The 22,037-nt window shown below is 37.3% G+C and carries 13 protein-coding genes and 2 pseudogenes; 7 read left to right on the top strand and 8 right to left on the bottom strand.

The window, feature by feature from the left end; genetic code table 11:
• Positions 1-3,063 precede the first annotated feature (3,063 nt).
• Complete coding sequence (locus ACFIMQ_RS08305; protein WP_375703803.1) at positions 3,064-3,210, top strand: hypothetical protein; 147 nt, start codon at positions 3,064-3,066, stop codon at positions 3,208-3,210.
• Here the strand turns inward: ACFIMQ_RS08305 and ACFIMQ_RS08300 are convergent.
• The 4 genes from ACFIMQ_RS08300 to alr form a co-directional block, all read right to left on the bottom strand.
• Positions 3,200-4,171 carry a WD40 repeat domain-containing protein gene (locus tag ACFIMQ_RS08300; RefSeq protein WP_375703802.1) on the bottom strand — a complete coding sequence of 324 codons (972 nt, stop codon included), beginning with the start codon at positions 4,169-4,171 and terminating at the stop codon, positions 3,200-3,202. The two genes, ACFIMQ_RS08305 and ACFIMQ_RS08300, sit on opposite strands and share 11 nt — an antisense overlap.
• 10 nt (positions 4,172-4,181) lie before the next feature.
• Positions 4,182-5,210 (bottom strand): CobW family GTP-binding protein, encoded by a 1,029-nt coding sequence (locus ACFIMQ_RS08295; protein WP_375703801.1) that lies wholly within the window; start codon positions 5,208-5,210, stop codon positions 4,182-4,184.
• A 21-nt stretch (positions 5,211-5,231) separates the two neighbouring features.
• Positions 5,232-5,975 carry a creatininase family protein gene (locus tag ACFIMQ_RS08290; protein WP_375703800.1) on the bottom strand — a complete coding sequence of 248 codons (744 nt, stop codon included), beginning with the start codon at positions 5,973-5,975 and terminating at the stop codon, positions 5,232-5,234.
• A 1,345-nt stretch (positions 5,976-7,320) separates the two neighbouring features.
• Positions 7,321-8,436: an alanine racemase gene (alr, locus tag ACFIMQ_RS08285; RefSeq protein ID WP_375703799.1), complete on the bottom strand. Its 1,116-nt coding sequence runs from the start codon at positions 8,434-8,436 to the stop codon at positions 7,321-7,323.
• A gap of 1,074 nt (positions 8,437-9,510) precedes the next feature.
• Here alr and ACFIMQ_RS08280 point away from each other — a divergent pair.
• A complete protein-coding gene (locus ACFIMQ_RS08280) occupies positions 9,511-10,338 on the top strand; it encodes a ferredoxin--NADP reductase (RefSeq protein WP_375703798.1) in 828 nt (275 codons plus the stop codon).
• An 18-nt stretch (positions 10,339-10,356) separates the two neighbouring features.
• Positions 10,357-10,788, top strand: a pseudogene (locus ACFIMQ_RS08275) (ferredoxin--NADP reductase); the annotation flags it as partial.
• On the opposite strand, the gene eda reads toward ACFIMQ_RS08275, so the two are convergent.
• Positions 10,767-11,432: a bifunctional 4-hydroxy-2-oxoglutarate aldolase/2-dehydro-3-deoxy-phosphogluconate aldolase gene (eda, locus tag ACFIMQ_RS08270; RefSeq protein ID WP_375616958.1), complete on the bottom strand. Its 666-nt coding sequence runs from the start codon at positions 11,430-11,432 to the stop codon at positions 10,767-10,769. The pseudogene ACFIMQ_RS08275 and the gene eda sit on opposite strands and share 22 nt — an antisense overlap.
• Before the next feature lie 115 nt (positions 11,433-11,547).
• On the opposite strand from eda, the gene ACFIMQ_RS08265 reads away from it, so the two are divergent.
• The 3 genes from ACFIMQ_RS08265 (at position 11,548) to ACFIMQ_RS08255 (ending at position 15,953) form a co-directional block, all read left to right on the top strand.
• Complete coding sequence (locus ACFIMQ_RS08265; protein WP_375616959.1) at positions 11,548-12,465, top strand: rhodanese-related sulfurtransferase; 918 nt, start codon at positions 11,548-11,550, stop codon at positions 12,463-12,465.
• A 1,694-nt stretch (positions 12,466-14,159) separates the two neighbouring features.
• Positions 14,160-15,293, top strand: coding sequence for a type III PLP-dependent enzyme (locus tag ACFIMQ_RS08260; RefSeq protein ID WP_375616957.1), 1,134 nt, complete (start codon positions 14,160-14,162; stop codon positions 15,291-15,293).
• Between the two features lie 75 nt (positions 15,294-15,368).
• Positions 15,369-15,953, top strand: a complete 585-nt coding sequence (locus ACFIMQ_RS08255) for a GNAT family N-acetyltransferase (protein WP_375616956.1) — start codon at positions 15,369-15,371, stop codon at positions 15,951-15,953.
• Between the two features lie 1,584 nt (positions 15,954-17,537).
• Here ACFIMQ_RS08255 and ACFIMQ_RS08250 read toward each other — a convergent pair.
• From ACFIMQ_RS08250 to ACFIMQ_RS08240, 3 genes are all read right to left on the bottom strand, one after another.
• Positions 17,538-19,109 carry a DHA2 family efflux MFS transporter permease subunit gene (locus ACFIMQ_RS08250; protein ID WP_375616955.1) on the bottom strand — a complete coding sequence of 524 codons (1,572 nt, stop codon included), beginning with the start codon at positions 19,107-19,109 and terminating at the stop codon, positions 17,538-17,540.
• Positions 19,110-19,147: 38 nt separating this feature from the next.
• Positions 19,148-20,242, bottom strand: coding sequence for an HlyD family secretion protein (locus tag ACFIMQ_RS08245; RefSeq protein ID WP_375616954.1), 1,095 nt, complete (start codon positions 20,240-20,242; stop codon positions 19,148-19,150).
• 174 nt (positions 20,243-20,416) lie between these two features.
• Positions 20,417-20,809 (bottom strand): Fur family transcriptional regulator, encoded by a 393-nt coding sequence (locus ACFIMQ_RS08240; protein WP_375616953.1) that lies wholly within the window; start codon positions 20,807-20,809, stop codon positions 20,417-20,419.
• A 334-nt stretch (positions 20,810-21,143) separates the two neighbouring features.
• Between ACFIMQ_RS08240 and ACFIMQ_RS08235 the strand changes: the two are divergent.
• Positions 21,144-21,911: pseudogene (locus ACFIMQ_RS08235) on the top strand (tyrosine-type recombinase/integrase); the annotation flags it as partial.
• Positions 21,912-22,037: the final 126 nt, after the last annotated feature.

Raw genomic sequence — 22,037 nt, 5'->3', positions numbered from 1 at the left:
TAATGCCCGTCTCTCATCAAAACTTTCTCTTCATGGAGATGTCACTTATCAGCATAGATTTAAGAAAGTTGGTTTTTATGGAGCCAGTTTCTCTGCTGGATTGCGCCACCTTTTTTGAAGAGGTGCAATATGTATTTTTAGATGAAAGGCAGAAGATTTTTTGCCTTTTAATGTGTTAAAATTTGTGTTGCTTTACCAATATGGTTATTTTTTTGATATAATAGGTTATAATAAATGCTTTCTTTGATTTATGATTGAAGATGCTCATGATATGCTTTCTTCTATGCGATGAGGAATTTTTCTAAAATTTTTTATGTTATGATATGAGACAGATTTCACTGAGAATGTGAGAAGTTTGAATGCTGAATGCTGGTCGGTGTAATCTTTCAAAAGAGGCTGTATTAATAGTTGTTTTTGTTTATATAAAGTGGATGATGATTGGTTTTTAGGTGTTTTTTGTTTTTTTGTCTGTTTCTTGATTAATTTTTATATATCACAAGTTTAAGTCTTGGGAGTGTTATGTTTTGGGGGATTTTTTTTAGCTAAGAATATCATTTTATAGAAAAATATAAATTGTATTCACGTTTATATCAGACAATACGCATATTATTTGTTTTCTTTTTAGGCTGTTTCCTTGGAAATTTAGGATAGATCTTTGTCTTTTTAGAAAAGAAGAGGGAGTTTGAGATAAAATTATAATAATAAAGTATACTTTATCGTGTTTTACGGTTGTTTTTTCTTTTTTGTACATGATAGGCGCCAAGAGCAGTTTTTATAAAATACAGGATATTATTTTCATTGCGGTCATGCGCGGATATCATCATTCTTTTTTCAGCATTCAATATTTGCGCAAACTTTAGCGTTCCAAAGTGTTCATAAGAAGTATTTCTATTTTTTTCAATAGTTCTTCTTTTACATGCCAGCTTCGTTTGTTACGGGCAAGGGGTTCATTGATTAAATATAAAGAGTTTTGAAGTGAAAAAATTGATAATATTGAGTTTTTTTATTCAATATATAGAATGATGGATGCGCATTCTAAATCATTGATGTCATTTTCCTCAATCAACATCAAGATTATCAGCATCACATACCTGATTAAACTGAAGATGCTAATAAACAACCTGAACCTTCGGATCAAAAACAACACCTTTATAGCCTATTGCAAATGTTCTACCACTCGTTAAAGAACCACTAAACTGCTTACCCTTTAACGCAACAACCTTGCCCTGTGCAGGAAGTGATCAAGACATCTCCCTTCAAAAGGCCATATGATAACACTTCATCGATAACCTATTGTAAACGTTATAAAAAACCATATCATACTGCAGACTTCTATAGGCAGCAACAGACCATTTATCAAATGTGCTTTTTTTACTTTGTTCAACATTCTTAGGGTGTAGAGAAAGATTTCCTTAGTTCCTCAAGGCTTCAAGGAATGTCTTAAGTGTGATGGGGGGATTTAAAAGAGCTTCCTCAGATAACAGAGAGAGTGTATAATCAGAAAGATTGAAAAAGTAAGCGTTGACGTTTGAGGGGAACAATGTGTGATGTTTGAAAGATATTTTCACAAAGCTTTTTATGATTTTTTTTCATTATGAAGTATTTTTCAAATTTTGCTATGGTTTTATTGTGCTATAAAATATTGTCATTTAGGGTGGGGATAAGAGCTCCATGAAATTAATTGTTAGAGGTGTGGAATCTCAAGAGAGTGGGTATTTTTTGTTGCTTGTAAATCAACATTCAACCCCAGCGTAGCAGCATGTTTAAGATAAAGATTGAGACGAATGAAAGCTTTGTAAGCAGCTCCAACTTTCGTATGCAAAATGGGAGCAAGTGTATTGCGTTTCTTTGTTTGTGTAATCTCTGAAATGGGGAGGCTGCTTAATTTGGGAAGAATATGAAGGGTAAAGGTGAAAATCAGTTCCCATCTTTCTCATCTCCTTTTAGTTTAGCTTTACGGCTTTCAAAAGTGTCTCAAGTGATGGCTTTTAAGGAGTAGAGATTACGCATTGCTTTACGCTTTTGTTTTTCACGTTCTTTAAGAAGGGGGCATACCTCTCCTGTCAATCAATGCGCCAAACTAAATATATTTGGGTTGCACATTCACGGGCTTGTTTTTAAGAGATATGTCTCAAGGTTTTCAAGCCCATTTCACGGTGGCGGTCATGAATGATATAATGGTAACTCCGTTGAACATCCCCATCGTTACGCTTGTAAAGAAGAAAGCTGGAGCACCATCACACAGTTTGCCAGTTTTTGGGTGTTGTGATAGCCCTTGGACTTGTGATGATTCATTATAGGCATTTTAACTTCTTTCTTATACAATTTTTACCCACACGGTTCTCCCCATTTTTAACATGCAAATGAATGATTTTGATTGATTCAACATGGAACAGGTTTGAAATGAGAAAATCTTACGTTATTGAGAACTCTCATTCAATATGCAAAACAATTAATATTCTTTATAAATCAATATACTGCATCGGATAGGCAAGAAACTGGAGTGTAATAGGCTGCTAGTAGGAAATTTTGCTCTTTAGGGGAGGGAAAATCAAAAAAATTTCTATTTAGGAAAATAGTGTTGAATTCTCTTTTTCTGATTGTAAGAATAAATCGTTTTTTCAGTGATGGTGTAAGTTATTTTTTGCCGAATTTTTAAGAAAAATGCTGTTATGGAAGTATGCAGCCTACATAGGTGTTTATAGGGAGGGCGATCGGGGATGATGTTTTTATTTTTGTATGAGGGTAGCAATGTTGAAAGGTCAAAAAACATGTTTAAGATATTTTATCCTCTGAAGGGGGGGAGACAGGAAGAGGAAAGATTTCATTATTATCCTATTATGCCATAAAACACCGTTGTTTAGAGCAGTGATATAAGGCATGAAAAGTTTTATATAATTAAGTGTTTTTAGATGTTGTGATCCGTATTTAGGGCAGGGCTTGTCTGTCGCACCTTATGAAGTGAACTGCATGAGTGATTAGCAGCTGGAACCCGCTACGAAAGGCTGGACTGTTGACAATCCGGTAATTGGTAGGAATCTTCGTCCTTTGAGGTGTGGGGAAGTGATCAAGAAGATTGTAGGAATTTTTGGGGGAGAGGCTGGGATTTTTGAGAGCTCTAAAGATACAAGGGGGGCAGATTTCTGGAGGATTGTGTGGGCATTTTTTATCGCTGATGGTTATGCTGGTTGGTGTTTGGCTAAACAGTGATATTGATTATACCACATTCACCATTTTCGCTTCCAAAGGCGAGATTGTGCCCTGCTTGATCCCAATTGAGTGCTGAGATAGCGCTTTTCCCATAACTTTTTAGAAGGACTTCTTTTCCATCATGAAAATGTGCTGCTAAAATCATTCCATCATTGAAGCCTATTGCTACAATTTCTTTACTGGGGTGGCATGAAACGGTGCTCACAAGCGCATTTGCCCGTGTGCCTAGTTCTAGTGGTGTTTTTCCCATGGGGCCGTCTTTTGTATGAAAGGGCCAAATAATTGCGGCAGAGGCGCCTGAGGTTGCTAGCCATTTTCCTTTGGCGCTCCAAGACAAGCTTTTGACTTTGCTTGGGTAGCCACTCATTCGCAAATGTTGATGATCAGTCAGACGCCAGCCGTGCAAGGCGTTTTCTTGCATCGTGGAAATAACATAGCGGTTGTCTGGTGAAAAGGTGACACCACAATGAGCGCCTTTCCATACCAATGTGGTGGGAGATGTTTGCGTTGATAACCAATGAAGAGTAACACCATTGTAATGGGCAACGGCAAGTCGTAAACCTTTTGGGGCAAAAGATAGGCCTTCTACACTGCGTTCATGCGTGAGCTCTTGCTGTTCTTTGCCAACCTGTGCAAACGCGAGACGAGAGGAGGAAAAGGCAACAGCTTTTTGTGGTCCCAAAGCAACGTTGTTTATCCATTTGCGTTCTTTTTGGCTTAGCACTTCTGTATGATCTGTTGCGGTTGTTTGACAGACTTTTCCATCTTCTCCCCCTGTGATGATTGCGGTATTGTCATGGGAAAAATGGCTTGAAATTATTCCTTGGTGAACTTCAAGGATTTGTGGGGTTGGGGTTAAAAAAACAATAAAACCTTCTACAGAAACAAAGGCCGGTTTATTGCCTATAAAACCGCAGGAAAGGCAGTGACTTTGGAGATCATAATGGGTAATGTTTGGCATTATTACTCACTCATGCACAATTTTCAAAACCAGTTTTTAATTTTTCAGCATCAAGAGAGCGTCCGATAAAAACAAGGCGGCTTTCTCGTTTTTCATCTTCACGCCATGGGCGTTGATGTTGTCCCTCAAGAAGCATATGGATACCTTGAATGACGTAACGATCATCGTCTCCTTGAAAAGCGATAATGCCTTTAAGACGCAAGATATCAGGCCCCTGTTGCTGCGTAACCTGTTGAATCCAAGAAAAAAACTTTTCTGGTCGCAAAGCGCCTGTTTTTAAACTTACAGAAGTGATGGTAATATCATGAAGGGTGGATACGAGATGATGGTCATGATGGCAATCGGGACCACATACGTGGTCAGCGTGTTGGACTTTATGTTGGTGATCGAGAAAATGAGGCTCATGATCGAGAGTCCGTTGGAGATCAAAAAAACCACGATTAAGGAGTGTCTCAAGAGGAATATCGGCGCGCTGTGTTGTATAGAGTATAGCGCGAGGATTAATAGCCAGAATGAGAGATTCAGCATGGCTGCGTTCTTGTTGAGTGACAAGATCAATCTTATTTAAAAGAACAATATCTGCAAAAGCAATTTGATCTTCAGCTTCACGACTTGTTTTTAGTTGAGAGGGAAAATGCTTTGCATCAACGACCGCTATGACACTGTCGAGAGCTGTTTTTTCATGGACCGTATCATCCATGAAAAAGGTTTGTGCTACAGGAACGGGATCAGCAAGCCCTGTTGTTTCGATAATAATCGCATCAAATCGATGAGAACGTTGTATGAGACTTTCCAAAATGCGAATGAGATCACCACGCACGGTACAGCAAACACAACCATTATTCATTTCATAAATTTCTTCGTCTGATTCAATGATCAGGTCATTATCAATACCAATTTCACCAAATTCATTGACAATGACGGCATAACGTTTGCCATGATTTTCACTAAGAATGCGGTTGAGAAGAGTGGTTTTTCCTGCGCCAAGATAGCCTGTGAGAACCGTAACAGGAAGTTTGTTGGGCTGTATCTTTTCCATGGAGAGACCTTGTATTGTTCTTTATTGCCATGTGTTTATGTTAAATCGATGGATATCGTCAAGTAAATCATGAAGCTGAGACAAAACATGAGAAAAGATTGCTTCACCGGCTTGTGGCGTTGCTTTGCTTGCGTTTCCTGCTGCACCTTGCGTGTTTAGATCATGCATTGTCCAACCAAAGGCATGAGGACCATAAGCACGCAAATATCGATAATTGGCAATCATATCTGCTTGCTTATTATGAAAATTTTTTGCCTTCTCCATATGGACTTTTTCTGGTGCTAAATAAAGCATGAGAGAGGTTTCGATAAATCCTCCATGGATATCAAGATGCTGTTGAGAAGGGGTCATGAGACCTTGTGGTAGACCAAAACGGCTCCAGCTTGTTGCTACAGCAAGCATGGAAAATCGCCTTCGTAATTCGGTGATGACAATGCTCATTAAAGGTGAATTGCCTCCGTGGGCATTGAGAAAAAGAAAACGATTGATCCCTTTATGATAGCAGTTTTCACCAATCTTTATCCATCGCTTAATCGCATCAGAAAAGGTAAGGGTTTGCGTGCCTGGAACATCCATATGTTCTATGGAATAACCAATTTTTTCAACTGGTAAAAGTGTGATAGGGAAGTGCTCTTTTGTTTGTAAAACGAGGGCTTTTGCAAAAGCTTCAGCTATAATCCAGTCGGTTTCAAAGGGAAGGTGCTCTCCGTGATATTCATGTGCACCTAAAGGTAAAAGAGCGAGAAAAGGTGGGTTAGATACCATAAATTAATGCCCAAAAGAGAAGTCAATAGAGACGAAGTGATCAAAGGCTTTAGAGTTATTTTTTAGTCTATATATAAAAGAAATGCAAATATCATATTTTTACATTACAGAGGGATGTTATAAAAATGAGAGCTTTGTTAAAAATAGTGAAGCTTTTATTGAAAAAAGCCAATTCAATTGTTGATGTAATATGAGGTGACTCTTCTCAAGATAGATATCTCTTGTAAGATTTTTTGATATGTATTCTTGTTTTTGACAAGTAAATCTTCAGGAAGATTAAATACTTCACATCATGTAATGAAAACTGATTTTTCTATTGTCTATTAAAATTGTCTATTAAAGTGAAAGTTTCGATAAAGCAGCATATACTTTTTTCTTCTATGAAGCAAAAATAATCAAAGTATTTTTGTTGTTATGAATGCTACGATAGAACAGATTTTGGTTTCAAGCAGCATTCTTAAATTCTTAAGTTAAGTGTACGTATCTATATTACAAAAGAATAGAAATGTTTGTTGACTCATTTTACTTTGGACAGTGCATTAACAGATTTTAGTGTTCATGAGAAAAAATGAATGTAATAAGAAGAATTAATGTGAGATGAAGTTGCATCATTGCAGAAAGCTTAGTGAGCTTATAAGATGATAAAGAAGAAACATTGTTGACGCCATGATAAACAGGATGCCATTGTGTTGCATACTGATAGACTTGTTTTAAAAAAACATTTTTCAGGGCATCTTAAGCTATTTGGTGACGTTGCTTATGAATGGTATAAGATAAACTAATGGTATAAAATCTTTCGTAATCATATAAAACCCATTGTGTCCCACTATCTTTATTTCAGAAAGGTGTAAACCAGACATCGTCATTACCTTATTTACCAATTTCTAATAACGTAACAGTCCTTGCATTAAAATGGTTCATAAGAGGCATCTTTATTCCTTTCTTAAATCATTTTTATCTCCATGCAGTTCAGTTTGTAGCACGCAAGCGACATGATTTTGTTTTCTTCACCATGAATAGGGCTGAAATAAAAGAAACTTACAATATTGAGTACTGTTATTCGGTATGAGAATTGTCAATTAACAGTTTGGCTTAATTGGGTCATTAATTTAAAAAATTGGCAATAGATTCTTTTTCGTTAATTTATGTAAGGAAGACTAAGTTTTTGTATTTTTGGTGCAAGCCTCTTTTCTAAAACAATCCATCAACGTGTCTCTTTTGAGTTCTATATGAATGGGGGTTGTCTCATGATCCTTCTATGCGATTGAGTGTTGAAAAATCTTTCGTAAAAGCTCTATAACCTTCTGACATAATGACTTTTATCAGTTTTTCTTTAACAGAGTCTTTATGTGTAAATGTATTTATAGCGTGGTCCAAGAGACGTTAGAATTTCATTGGGAAGGGTGTTGGCATCTATAGATACTTTTTCAAGTGTTTGATGGGGACCAATGAGTTCGATCCAGTCACCTGTTTGAGGTTTTTGATCAAGATCAGTTGTATCTACAATAATGGAATCCATAGAAATGCGTCCAACTATGGGCAGTTTGTGTCCATTGAAATAAACGGTTCCTTTATTTGAAAGAGCACGGAGCCATCCGTCTGCATAGCCAATAGAAATGGTTGCAAGAGTACTTGGTCTATTGGTTATAAAGCTTTCTCCATAACCAACAGGTGTATCTACATCAACAACACGGTTTTGAAGAACTTGAGCTTCAAGTTTTAAAACAGGTTTTAGAAAGGATGCGTGTTTTCCTGAGGGGGCGCTTCCGTAAAGTGCAATACCGGGGCGAACAAGATCAAAATAAAAATCTGATCCTAAAAAAATACCTCCAGAATTGGCAAAGGAAGCTCTGCAGGTTGGCAGTTGCGCAAGGGCAGTTTTGAAAGAAGTTAATTGGGTATAATTTGATGGGTGGGTATCATCTTCTCCGTTAGAAAGGTGACTAAGAATATATTTTATTTCTGCTTTTTCGAAAATTGTAGGGTGTTTGATGAGTTTTTGTAATTCTTTTTGATCCAGTCCTAATCGGTTCATATGGGTATCGATTTGAACAATTGCTGGAAATTTTTTATCTTTTTTTTGACAAATTTTTTGCCAATTTTCAATGGCATTCCAAGAGTTCAAAACCGGAACAATACCAGATTGTGCTACAAACTCTTCTGCTAAGTGTGGGAGTCCACCCAGAATGGCAATCGTGACATTTGATGGTAAAATGCTTTTTAATTGGAGTGCTTCTCTGATTTGTGCAACAAAAAAAGTGCGACAACCAGCTTGATAAAGGGCAGGAGCAATTTTGTGAGCGCCTAATCCATAAGCATTTGCTTTTACAACTGCTGAACATTCTGTTGGGGCTACACGTTTGGCTAAAGTGATATAATTGGCAACAATGGCACTGACATCAATGGTTGCGACAGCTGCATAAAGTGATGTATTTATTTCATCATTAACGGAATTTTTCATTTTAAAATCTTATCTGTATTCGTGAAATACGCAGTTTTCTTTGGTTATTTTATAGAGGTTGCTTATGAGAGATGAAAGATACGGTTTGCTATGGTCAAAATCATAAGAAGCCTATACTGCCATTAAAGTCGTTTTTTATGTAAAATGCTACTCTGGATATAAGAGATACTTTAGTTTTATTTGTGTTGTTATCAACATGGTTTTGTCTGATAATTTGTGAAGCATAGACTTTTTTACTTATTTTCCTTAGTTTAGACCTCTTAAAAAAGAAAGCATAGTTTATTGTATTGTATCATTTTGAAGAGTGCAATGTTAGACTATTGTTCTGGTGTGATTGTTTTGATTAAATATTGCATTGGCTACTTATTTAGAGAAGGTAAAATGATTAAATTAACCACGTTAAATCAATGCATTACAAGTTTTTACCATGAAGGAGAAGATCACTCATCTGTGCAATTTTGGATGTCGTCTCATGCACTTAAAATTATTTTTTGTTAAATGGAAAACAATGTGTAGACACTTTCTGATACATTAGAAACTGTTGATTTGGATATTATTTCTTTTCAAGATGAAGTGGGAATACGATATTTGCTTTTTATCATTTGATCGGTTTTAAGTGAAATCAATTTTATCGCTTATAGAGGGTGTTCGACTCATTTATTTATGGAAAGGGCAGTGTAAAAAAGGTCAGTAAAGAAAACAATGGATGTAATGCCGAAAACTTTGTTGTGGAGTCGTGCGTTTATCGTTCAATCCACAGATGTTTTTTCTCTCTTAATTTTAAGGTTTTCGGTTATAAATTTTGCAAAGAGAATAAAGTGTTGTAGCGGTACACTGTATACTATGCATTATGTGTTAAAGTGGAAAAGAGTACCGTGATTGCTTAACACTCAATGTTTTTGTTTCTCTTTGAATATGATTTGTATTCACATTTTTTTCATTCGATTAATTTTGACATAAAAGTGTTAATCTTAAGGCTTTTGGTTTAAGAAAATTGTTGGCAGATGATTATACAAGGATTATATCACGTCAGGGATTCGAAATTTAACAGTCAATAAAGATATGGGGAAGAGTATGAATACGTCTGCTACCAATGTTCCATCAAACATCAGCAGCGTTGCAAATTTTCCGATTCCTGCGAATGTATTCGCTCTTACTGTCCAAGAGGTTTTTCACTATACAGATCGATTATTTAAATTTCGCTTGAATCGTCCGGAAAGTTTTCGTTTTCGTTCAGGTGAATTTGTTATGATCGGTTTGCCAAATGCAGAAAAGCCAATTTATCGTGCTTATTCGATTGCAAGTCCCTTTTGGGATGAACAGCTTGAGTTTTTTTCGATAAAAGTTCCAGGAGGGCCATTAACCGAGCATCTCCAAAAAATTAAAATTGGTGATACAGTTCTCATGCGTAAAAAATCTACAGGAACGTTGGTTCTTGATGCTCTTATTCCTGGAAAACGTCTTTATCTTCTTTCAACTGGGACGGGGATTGCTCCTTTTGCAAGCCTTATTCGTGATCCTGACACTTATGAAAAATTTTCAGAAGTTGTCCTTATTCAAACAACGCGCGAAAAGAATGAGTTAATTTATGCAAAAGATCTTGTTTCCTCTTTGCAACAAGATCCACTCATTGGAGAGTATGCACAACAGTTGAGATTTTATCCTATGACGACTCGTGAACCTTCTGAGCATATGGGTCGTATTACGACTGTTATGGAAAGTGGAGATTTTTTTGAAACAACGGGCCTTCCTAAGATTCATCCTGATGAAGATCGGGTGATGATTTGTGGTTCCATGGCTATGTTAAAAGATTGCGCAAGGATGTGTGAAAGCTTTGGTCTTGTTGAAGGGGCCAATAATGCTCCTGCTACTTATGTTGTAGAGCGCGCTTTTGTGGAGTAATGAGTGGGAAAGTTGATGCTTTATCTTCTTTCAAACCGGTATGGGGTTTTTCCTTTTGCAAGCTTTATTCGTGAGCCTGATATTTATGAAAAATTTTCAGAAGTTGTTCTTATTTAAATAACGTGCGAAAAGAATGGGTTAATTTGTGCAAAAGATCTTGTTTCCTCTTTGCAACAAGATCCACTCATTGGAGAGTATGCACAACAGTTGAGATTTTATCCTATGACGACTCGTGAACCTTCTGAGCATATGGGGCGTATTACGACTGTTATGGAAAGTGGAGATTTTTTTGAAACAACAGGCCTTCCTAAAATTCATCCTGATGAAGATCGGGTGATGATTTGTGGTTCCATGGCTATGTTAAAAGATTGCGCAAGGATGCGTGAAAGCTTTGGTCTTGTTGAAGGGGCCAATAATGCTCCTGCTACTTATGTTGTAGAGCGCGCTTTTTTCGATAGAGAGGAGAGTTGTGTTGCAGTATGCGCTAATGCAGTAATCGAATCCCAATCACTTATTGCGATGAGCGGTTGGGGTGCTATCCAAGAACCACCAACGCAGAAGACATTGGGCAGTTGGAGCCATTGTGTTGCACTTTTTTGTGTAATACCGCCTGTTGGGCAAAACCGGATATCAGAGAAGGGAGATGCTAAAGCTTCGATGAAGGAAATACCTCCAGCAGCTTCAGCAGGGAAAAATTTAAGATATGAATAGCCTTTGTTTAATGCTTGCATGAGTTCACTTGGGGTCATTGCAGCGGGAAGAAGGGGAATTTCACTATTTTTTGCACAATTGATTAATGCATTGGATAATCCGGGGCTTACAATAAACTTTGCGCCTGCTTGTTCGGCTTGCTCGTAGTGTATCGTGTTGAGAACTGTTCCTGCTCCAACGATTGCTTCAGGGACTTCTTGGGTAATTTTCTGAATTGCTTTGAGGGCATTTGGTGTTCGCAAGGTAATCTCAATTGTTTTTAATCCGCCTTTGACAAGAGCGCGTGCTAAGGGTACAGCACTTTGTAGATTGTCAATGAGCAAAACAGGTATAACAGTTTGTCCTTGGAGATATAATAAAAGCTTTTCTCTTTTTTGGCACATGATATTTTTTCTTCTTGGAGATGATATTATTTGTATCGTTTGATTAAGCACAATATGTTAAAGAGTACATGAATAAATCTTGAAATTGAATGAAACGCGCGTTATGGCAAAACACATGGAAAAGAATTTTAAAGTTGCTGCACTTTATTGCTTTGCAGATTTGAAACATTATCGTCAATTACAAAAACCTTTGCAGGATTTATGTCAAGCAAAGGATATCAAAGGAACCCTCCTTTTAGCACAAGAGGGAATTAATGGAACTGTTGCTGGTTCTTGTGCTGCGATTGAGGCATTGGTGGATTTTATTGTGGCGGAGCCAGCGTTTCAAACGCCGGAGATTAAATATTCATGGGCATCAAAGATGCCTTTTCATCGTATGAAAGTGCGGTTGAAAAAAGAGATTGTGACAATGGGGGTTGAAGGTGTTGATCCGCTAAAAGTTGTTGGTACTTACGTCGATCCTGAAGATTGGAATGCTCTTATTCAAGATGAAGAGACAATTTTAATCGATACACGGAATGACTATGAATATGCGATTGGGAGTTTTCAAGGAGCGATTGATCCGCAGATTAAAACATTTCGCGAATTTCCTGAATGGGTGCGTAAACATGAGGCTGATTTAAAAAAGAAAAAGAAAATTGCCATGTTTTGTACAGGTGGTATTCGGTGTGAAAAATCAACAGCTTATGTTCGTGATCTTGGTTATGAGCAAGTCTACCATTTAAAAGGTGGCATTTTAAAATATTTAGAAAAAATTCCAAAAGAAAAAAGTTTATGGTGGGGTGAGTGCTTTGTTTTTGATGAGCGTGTTTCTGTTCAACATGGTCTTGAAGAATGTGGACGCGAATTATGTCGCGCATGTCGTTCTCCTCTCAATGCTGAAAGCAAACTATCGCCTCATTATGAAGAAGGTGTTTCCTGTGATGCTTGTTATAACACACGCAGTGAAGCTGATAGAGAACGCTTTCGTGAGCGCCATAGGCAATTTCAATTGTTGAAGTTGCGTGCAAGTGATTCTCATCAAGGGACATAAGGATATCGTAGTGTAGAGTTTTAAGTTGTAGCGTTTTTCTCTTAAATTTAAGAGAGAAGAGTTTTTTATATTGGTAGAAAAATATTTCATAAGACCGGATATTATTCGGTCTTTTTGTTTATATTAAATTATTTGACTTATAAATAATCATTATAGATTGTTCACTCTCCTTGACTTTATAGGATTGAGTTTTCAAATACTTTTCATTTTAAAATAGAAAAGCTGTTCACCAACAGCGCAGAGGAGGGAGATTGTAGTTTAAGAGAAAAGCGTATGAATAAGATGTGATTAATAAGAGGAGATGAAAAAGCAGATGCTAGGTGGAAAAATAAAATGATAATAGGAGTTTATGATTTCAGAATTTAATATAATACATTAATTTATAATGATAATTTATTTTCATTTGAATAAAAGAGTTCAATATTTTGAACTTTGTTGCTTTCAGATTAGATGAGAACGAATCGCGTAAAATTCATTCACTTGTACGTTGCAAATGGGAGCAACGTGTGGACAAAAATCATTTTAGATAAGGTGTTATGAAACATTTCAATGTAGGAGTTTCTGCAATATTGGGAGTTGGCAGATAGAATGGGAGCGTTTGTTTTTAATTTCATAAGTATAAAGAGGGTGATATGTAGTTGATCTATATCATACAAGCTATATTATACGGGGATTTCTTCATGATATTTTGCTTAAGCGATGCTGTGAAATGAATGTGGAAGTAGGAATGTTTTTTAGGATGTAAATGAGAAAGATAATGGTGTTTTGTTGGGGTAAGGACACGTTGTCTTTAAAGACTATAGTGCTTTAGTCGTTACTATCCTCAATCTTCAATGTTGGTCATCTTTGCATTTGAGAGGATATATAAAAGGTACTCTTTTTTTCAATTGTTTTTTATTTGTGATGCGCAAAAGAATGATTTTAATTGATTCATTGTAAGAGGGTTGAAATAAGAGGATTTTATAATGGGATTTTTGTTTAAGGGTACAATAATAAATTATCATTATAAATTAATGTCTTGAGTAATTTATTTTGCGTTATTTTCTGCTGCGGATATTAGGAGATAGAATAGGGTAAAGAAACGAGGGGCTTTAAACGCAAGATAGTGCTTGATGTTGCACGGATGGTGTGAGGGGGGATCCCATGAAAGCAGATGGATGGTTTTGTCTGGGGAGAGTGTTGTTTTTTCGCATCATTTTATCTTTTAAAATTAAAAAATGTTTAAAATTAAAAAAATGATTGAAATGAGAAAGGATTCGTTTTATAGGATGCCTTGCCCAAAGTCGCACGTGCCTGTGGGTGTCCGCTGGTTCTCAAATGGTGAGATTAACCGGTACGGTACCTGGAACTAACCGCTCCAGTCATTCTTACAGCCAATTGCAAGAATGAGGACATCTTGAAGCAACGACGGTGCGGGCCTTTCTGGTGTCTTCCAGTTTTTAAATACTGGGATAACTATAGAGGCACACCTCATTGCCTTCAGTGCGGAAGTGGTTTTCTCAACTCCAATCAAAAAGGCAGATAAAATAGAATAACGCGGCTTCGCGCTGTTCTTTCGCTGCATGCAATGCTAATTTCTGATTTTTTGTAATCAGAATGGGGATAGTTGTTGTGTGTTTTTTGTCCTTTAGCTTTTGGCAGCTTTGGCTGTCCAAGCATAGAGTGGGGGAGCTTTCCCTCAAGGAGAATTGCAGATGGCAACGCAACGTATTCGCGATTTTCTTGCAACACATCGTTCTGAAGGTCCATGCTTAATTGTTGACCTTGATGTTGTTCGTGACAACTATTTAAATTTTGAAAAAGCTCTGCCGCAGTCTCGTATTTTTTACGCAATAAAGGCAAATCCAGCTCCTGAAATCTTGCGTTTGCTGAGTTCTTTAGGATCTTCTTTTGATGCGGCTTCTGTTGCAGAAATTGAAATGGCTTTAAAAGCAGGAGCAACGTCAGAGCGTATTTCTTTTGGGAATACGATTAAAAAAGAGCGTGATATTGCACGAGCATATGCATTGGGTGTTTCACTTTATGCAGTTGATTGTGTTGAAGAAGTGGAAAAAATTGCGCGTGTTGCTCCAGGAGTGCGTGTTTTTTGCCGTGTTCTTACCGATGGAAAAGGTGCAGAGTGGCCATTGTCACGCAAATTCGGTTGTGTCCCTGCTATGGCGGTTGATGTGCTAAGACGGGCACACCAATTAGGTTTGCAAGCTTATGGTGTTTCTTTTCATGTTGGGTCTCAGCAGGTTGATCTGAGTGCGTGGGATCGTGCTTTATCGGATGCTTCTACAGTTTTTAAGCGTTTGGAACAAGAAGGCATTTCACTGAAATTGGTGAATATGGGAGGCGGTTTTCCAACCCGTTATTTGAAAGATGTCCCTACAGAACAAGCTTATGGTACAGCAGTTTTTGATTCATTGAAAAAGCATTTTGGTAATCGTATCCCTGAGACGATTATTGAGCCAGGACGTGCGATGGTTGGCAATGCTGGTGTTATTCGTACAGAAGTTGTTCTAATATCTAAAAAAGCTGATAATGATAATGTACGATGGGTTTATCTTGATATTGGAAAATTTAATGGTCTTGCTGAGACTATGGATGAAGCCATTCGTTATCCTATTGAGACACCTCATGATGATAAGGTGATGGAGCCTTGTATTTTGGCTGGACCAACATGCGATTCGGCAGATGTTCTCTATGAAAAAACACCTTATCCGCTTCCTCTATCTCTAACAATAGGAGATGAAATATTGATTCATGGAACGGGTGCTTATACAACAACTTACGCATCGGTTGCTTTTAATGGTTTTGAGCCTTTACGATCATATGTGATCTGAGGTTTCCTTTTAACTATAGTTTTTTTAGACTTTTTGCTATGCTCGTCATGGCGCTATAAGAGGGCGGTCATTGAGATGAACATGATGAATTTTCAAACAAAAGATGGGGCATATTTTACACTTTTATTGGAGCAAGAAACCGATAAGCCTTATCGAGAAATTTTGCTTGATTCAACGATGGGGTATGGACGTAAACGTAAATCATCAGAGACTTTACGGCGTGGTCGGCTAGCTGCTCAAGGGCTTTCTTTTGTGGTTAAAAATGCTCTGGGAGAGCTTGTGGGAAGTGTACGTCTTTGGCATGTTTCTTTTTTTAAAGAAAAAAATGAAACACAACATGCTTTACTCTTGGGACCTTTGGCTGTTGCCGCTGAATGTGCTGGTATGGGAATAGGATCAATTTTAGTCCGCCATGCAATTGAAACAGCAAAAAAATTGGGATATGGCGCTATTTTATTGGTAGGGGATTTTGAATTTTATCAACGTTTTGGCTTTTCAAATCGCTTAACAGAAAATTTGGCAATGCCTGGTCCTTACGAAAAACATCGGTTTCAAGCGTTGGAACTGATACCAAACTATCTTGCTGGGTGTTATGGCACTTTGGCTCCTAGTGGAGCACGAGCCGTTACAAGTCGTTTTCAGCATCATAAAGTGGCTTGAAGACTGTATTTATTGCGTTTGCAACAGTGCTGGCATTGAGGTGGGCATACTGTTTTGATTAGTATCAAAATGTTGATGCGGTACAAATTTTGGGGGTCGTTGCATTGCAATTGTGTTATAAAGCCTTTTCTTTATGTGACGGGTTTCTTATTTTTAATAATTTCAGTTAAGTGACTAGGAATATATTAAAAGCGCATTTTTTTTGAAATAGCGTCATATTTTACACGATTAAAGGAAACAGATTTTTGAGTGGTTTTGTATTCTTTTAAAGCCGGCATCATCATACAATTTTTCAGTTCTCAATATCGTTGGTCAATCTTGCATTGAAACGATTCGGTATTTTACTCTTTTTAAAACCGTTTTTATCTCTCTGCTTTTTGTGCGCAAAGGAATGGTTTTGATTGATTCATCATGAACAGGTTTTGAATAGGAAACTCTCACAATATTCAGATTGCTCATTATAATAGATAACATCATAAATTATGATTATAAATCAATGTCATGACTACGAGAGCTTTTCGTTTATACCACTGAATTTTTCACATCAGAAATGATTATTTGCCTATCGGGAAGAGAATCTTAGAAGCCTTTCTAAAGTATTTGGAGGTGGATTCAATAGCGACGAATGTGCGTTTTTGAGAGGTTAAACAAGTGTCTAGACGTTTACTATTGAAGATGTGAGGGAATTTCTGTCATTAACAGTTGTGGAGCCACCATGGTAAGATTAGGGCATAGAAGGGGATCATTCATTGATCAATTTTATTCAAAAAGAGAGATATTTTAAGAAATTTTATACAATTTTAGTGCCTATCGAAAGAGAAGAGGCTTTAAGAAAGAAAAATACGCGGCAGTAGAATCAAAACTGTAAGTATTAGCTTCTTTAAAAGGGCGTAAAAAATAAAATTACATGTTTAAAAGCTGCTTTTTTGAAAAAACTCTCCATTACTTTTTTGCTATCAAGACAACTTGTTTTGCAATTGGCATGAGAGTGTCGAGTAGAGGATGATTTTCTCATTTCAATTTTTTGCATTCAGAAACAACAAAACGTTATCCTGTACATTGTAAGGAAAATGGATACATGAGAAAAAATCACAAGAATCTCTTTTATAAATGACCTCAAAAAGGAGGTTTCCCATGGGGGAGAAAGGAAAAGGGAAGGGTGATGTGAATATTCTCGTAAGCGTCTACAAGAATGAAGCATAAAGAATCGTACAGGATCGTTTTTGTGAGGGGAGTAGCGTAAAGCGGGATTGACGGATAGAGGAGAGATTTAATGATAAGCACACATATTCTTTTAATGTTTTTTGCCCTATAGTGATAAATCAAAAATCTTATAGAAACAGCTGCTTTATCTTTATAGTGTGGAGCATGTTAGGTAAGCTCTTTGTTTATTATCACCTAAAACAATTTTTATATGCGAGAAGTTATTTTAAAAGTGCGTAAAGAGCTCGCATTGAAAAGAATTTTTATCAGAAGAATCATTTAGAATCACATGTTAATTTATATTGTCTCTTGAGAAGAGATAAAATGAAAAAATCGAGGAAAGTGATAAAGATCAAAAATATTCTTCAATTTTAATGAATCTTAGTGTCTTGGTGGTGAATCCATGAGGGATGGTATTTTTTTGAGAAACATGGTCATAAATGTCAAAACACCAAAGATAATGGTTATGATAAAGAAAATATCACTAAAAGCCATAATCATTGCTTGTATGCGTACTATATTAAACAATTGAGAAAGAGCAAGAGTGTAGGAATCAAAGGTTTCTGTTTTGAATAATAAAATAAGCTTTGAAAGCATTTCAGTTGCTTGTCTGTTTGCGTGGTTAAGTGTTTCGGCTATTCGTTCATAATGGAAGTCCGTGCGTTTTGTCATGAGAGTGCTGATAATGGCAAGCCCTACAGCACCACCTAGATTCCGTGTGAGATTAAAGAGTCCAGAAGCATTTTGCATTCGTTCTGGTGGAAGTGTTCCCAAGGCAATATTATTGATAGGAACCATACATAACATTACAGAAGCACCACGGAAAACTTGCGGCCAAAAAAGCTGCCAAAAATCCCACTTATCTGTGATAGCGCTAGCCATCCAAGTGCCTATTGCAAAACCAAAAAGTCCTATTGCCATCATTAAACGTGCATCCATTCGTGCTGAAAGGAATCCTGCAAGGGGAGCAGTTAATAACATGACGAATCCTGAAAGAAACAATGTTTCTCCAATCATCAGGGCATCATAATGGCGGATTTGGCTTAAATAGACAGGATAAAGGTACGTGAGTCCATAAAGACCTATTCCCAAAGAAAAGGAAAAAATGGATGCAGCTGAAAAATTAAAATTAGAAAAAGTAGAGAGATCTACAATGGGTTCTTTTGCTGTAAAAGCGCGCCAGAAGAATAAGGTTGCAGCAAGAATCATGATAATAAATAAATTCCGAACCAGCTCATCATTCAGCCAATCATGACGTGCGCCTTCTTCTAGTACATACTCTAAAGTTCCTAGAAAAACAGCCATAGAAATGAGCCCCAACCAGTCAAATTTAGCCATGAGAGATGGATCTGCTTTATCAAAATCAATCAATTTCCAAGCGAGAATTGAAATAATAATCCCAAAAGGCACATTAATGAGAAAAAGCCAGTGCCATGATAAGATATGACAGAGATAACCTCCGACCGTTGGACCAATAGTGGGGGCTAATGTTGCGACTAGTCCAACAATAGGGGTAACAATTGGGCGTTTGGAAGGAGGAAAAAGAACATAAGAGGCGACGAAAACGCTTGGGATAATTCCTCCACCAATAAAACCTTGCAATGCACGGTAGATAATCATCTCTCCAATAGATGTTGCTGTTGCACAAAGAATAGAAGTAATCGTAAACCCGATCGCTGATATGGTGAAGAAAACACGTGTTGAAAGCAATCGTCCTAAGAATCCTGAAAGGGGCAACATGATGACTTCAGCGATGAGATAGGAGGTTTGAACCCATGAAATTTCTTCAGAGCTCGCAGAAAGACCAGCTTGAACTTCGGCTAAAGAGGAGGCAACTATTTGTATATCCAAAATGGCCATGAACATGCCAAAGGCCATAACTATGAAAATCACAATGCTACGGATTTCTATGCGCTCTTGAGACTGTATGGGCTTTGGTATTGAAGATGTCATAATAATGAGGTCATTTGCTTGTTATTATTTGCTTGTTATTATAAGAGACTTTTATCTTGTGGTTTTGTACGTGTATCAACTTCTACTGAAACACTCATTCCTGCTCGGATATGTCCGGTCTTTAAGACTTCTTCTGGAATAGAAATACGTACGGGAATGCGTTGGACAATCTTTGTAAAGTTACCGGTAGCGTTTTGTGGAGGAAGAAGAGAAAAAACAGCACCTGTTGCCGGTGAAATAGAAAGCACTGTTCCTGTAAAGACCTCCTTTTTGAAGGCATCAACAGAAATATAAGCCTTTTGTCCCGCATGAATATCTTGCAACTGTGTTTCTTTATAGTTTGCTTCAATATAAAGTGCATGTATGGGGACTAACGCTGCAAGACGTTGGCCATTTACAACAAAATCTCCCGTTTTTGCTGTTAAATTTCCTATGATTCCATCAAATGGCGCGCGTATAATGGTTGAATCAAGATCACGTTGTGCTTTTTCACGCGAAAGTTCTAAACTTTTTGTTTGGCTTTCTGTTTCACTTCGTTGTGCTTCTAGCACTTGGATATTGGCGCGTGCTGCAGCGATTTGTGCATCCGCACGGTTAACATTTGCGATAGCTTGTTCATAAGCTGATTTGGCATCATCAACATCAGATTGAGGGGCATAACGATTGGCTTTCAGTTCTGTTACACGTTTTAAGGTGAGTTGTGCATTGGTTGCTATGGCTGAAGCGGCTGCTTTTTGCGCTTTTGCATCATCTAAAGCACTATGAGCGGCTGTGATTTGTGCATCAATGCGTAGAAGTGTTTTTTTCTGTGTGTCAAGATGCGCTTCTGTTTGATCCAAGGCTATTTGATAATCACCATTGTCTAGGTAAAATAAAACATCGTCTTTTTTTACAACTTGGTTGGCTTTAATGGCAATTTTTTCAATATATCCATTTAATTTAGTCGCAATAGCGGCTATATCTCCTTGCACATAGGCATCTTCAGTGGACAGCATATAACGCCATTGCGTTATCCATTTATAGCTAAACCAAAGTACAAAAAGCGCAAAGACGATAAGAAGAGCTTTGATTACTTTTTTTTGTTTCGTTTTATCGAGATTTTTTGTTGAAAAAATTGTCTCAGATATGGACATGATTTATACTTCCAATATTTATGTTCCAACGAGTATAATAAGCCTATCACTACAGGGTAGGGTGATATATATGCAAGAGCGATAAGAGCTTTTCAAACAATAAGGCGACCTCTGGTACATAATGCTAAATATATAAACTTGCAAGTTAGAGATCTTATTTTCAAGTTAGAGATCTTATTTTATTGCGCATTTTTTACAAAGACCTCGTACTTCGAGGGTGCTTTTGTGTGCTTGAAAGTCAACAGCTTGAACCATCTTCTTTAAACTTGATACAATCGTTTGATTTTGTATTTCGTTGACTGTGCCACAGTTTTCGCAAATTATAAAGGTTGTAAGTTCATGTTGACAGTTTTCAGGGTGTAAACAGACCATAAAGGCATTTACACTTTCAAGACGATGGATACACTTTAACTGTACGAGTTTTTCTAACGCACGATAAACTTGGAGAGGTGCGCGAAAACCTTCTTCGCGTAAGTGATTGAGAATCGCATAAGCACTTAAAGGCCCTTTTGCATTTTTTAAAGTGTTTAAAACCAATGTTTGGTTACGCGTCAGTTTAGATGACATTGACATCTTCCTTTTGCTCTTAAGGGAAAGCATAAAGCGTGTAGGCCGTTTATGCAATGGTGATTATAGAATAGACCCTTTAACATGATACGCGTCGTGATATGTAAGAAGAGTTGTAACTGTTGTGAGAGAAGGGAGATTTTGGGATCTGGAAGCCGCCGTGAACATACAATATACTGATTAATTCATTGTTTTGTATGTTGAGTGAGAGTCCCGAATATCGTAAGATTCTCTCATTTCAAACCTGCTTATCCTGAATCAACCAAAACCATTCGCTTGCACGTCACAAGCGGGGCTTGTGTGTGGGTAAAAACTGTATAAGAAAGAACTAAAAATGGCTCTTATGAATCGTCTTAAGTGCCAAGGGCTATCGCAATACCCACGAGCTGGCAAAGTGTGTGATGGTGCCGGCTTGCTTCTTCATAAGCGTAAAGATGGTGGTGCTCAATGGATTTACCATTATACCCTTCACGGACGCCGTCGTGAAATAGGATTGGGTACTCTTTGAGAGATGTCTTTTTAAAACAAGCCCGTGAATTGGCAACTGGGTGGCGCTCTGTATTACGTGAGGGTCGTGATCCTATTAAAGAACGCAATAAACAAAAGCGTGAAGCAATAAGCAATCTCCATTATTTACAATCTCCATTATTTAAAAGACAAAGACATTGCTTTAGAGATTTTTGAAAATCGTAAAGCAGAATTAAAAGGTGATGGTAAAAATGGAAATTGGTTTTCTCCCTTGCGGCTTTACATTCTCCCTAAATTAGGCTGTCTGCTCGTTTCAGAGATTACACAAACAGAGATACGCAACACGCTTGTTCCTATCTTGCATACAAAAGTTGGGACAGCAGAGAAAGCACTGAACCGTCTTAATCTTTGTCTCAAACATGCTGCTGCACTAGGTTTAGATGTTGATTTACAAGCAACAACAAAAGCACGCGCGCTCTTAGGAAAACAACGTCATAAAACCATTAATAGACCGGCAATGGATTGGAAAGATGTCACTGCCTTTTATCAAGCGCTTTGTAAAACACAAAACATAACATATCTGGCTTTGCGTTTGTTTATCTTTACAGGTGTTCGTAATAATTCAGCAAGAAACTTTAGTTTTCGAGATTTATTTTTAGATGTTAGTTTTTTTCTGTTATGAGTTGAAATAGCCGTTGTTGTTTACAATATTTTATTTTGAAAAAAATAAAAAATGATATTGACTCTTTGCTTGAAAGAG

This window comes from Bartonella sp. AD13SXNS, assembly GCF_042196465.1.
In the GTDB taxonomy this organism is placed as follows: domain Bacteria; phylum Pseudomonadota; class Alphaproteobacteria; order Rhizobiales; family Rhizobiaceae; genus Bartonella.
Note: the sequence above shows the minus strand (reverse complement) of the source record. Positions and strands in the feature narration are given on the sequence as shown.

Coding starts and splice junctions, on each gene's coding strand:
- ACFIMQ_RS08300 (WP_375703802.1), bottom strand. CDS start 4,171: ATGCCAAACATTACCCATTATGATCTCCAAAGTCACTGCCTTTCCTGC.
- ACFIMQ_RS08295 (WP_375703801.1), bottom strand. CDS start 5,210: ATGGAAAAGATACAGCCCAACAAACTTCCTGTTACGGTTCTCACAGGC.
- ACFIMQ_RS08290 (WP_375703800.1), bottom strand. CDS start 5,975: ATGGTATCTAACCCACCTTTTCTCGCTCTTTTACCTTTAGGTGCACAT.
- alr (WP_375703799.1), bottom strand. CDS start 8,436: ATGAAAAATTCCGTTAATGATGAAATAAATACATCACTTTATGCAGCT.
- ACFIMQ_RS08280 (WP_375703798.1), top strand. CDS start 9,511: ATGAATACGTCTGCTACCAATGTTCCATCAAACATCAGCAGCGTTGCA.
- eda (WP_375616958.1), bottom strand. CDS start 11,432: ATGTGCCAAAAAAGAGAAAAGCTTTTATTATATCTCCAAGGACAAACT.
- ACFIMQ_RS08265 (WP_375616959.1), top strand. CDS start 11,548: ATGGAAAAGAATTTTAAAGTTGCTGCACTTTATTGCTTTGCAGATTTG.
- ACFIMQ_RS08260 (WP_375616957.1), top strand. CDS start 14,160: ATGGCAACGCAACGTATTCGCGATTTTCTTGCAACACATCGTTCTGAA.
- ACFIMQ_RS08255 (WP_375616956.1), top strand. CDS start 15,369: ATGAACATGATGAATTTTCAAACAAAAGATGGGGCATATTTTACACTT.
- ACFIMQ_RS08250 (WP_375616955.1), bottom strand. CDS start 19,109: ATGACATCTTCAATACCAAAGCCCATACAGTCTCAAGAGCGCATAGAA.
- ACFIMQ_RS08245 (WP_375616954.1), bottom strand. CDS start 20,242: ATGTCCATATCTGAGACAATTTTTTCAACAAAAAATCTCGATAAAACG.
- ACFIMQ_RS08240 (WP_375616953.1), bottom strand. CDS start 20,809: ATGTCATCTAAACTGACGCGTAACCAAACATTGGTTTTAAACACTTTA.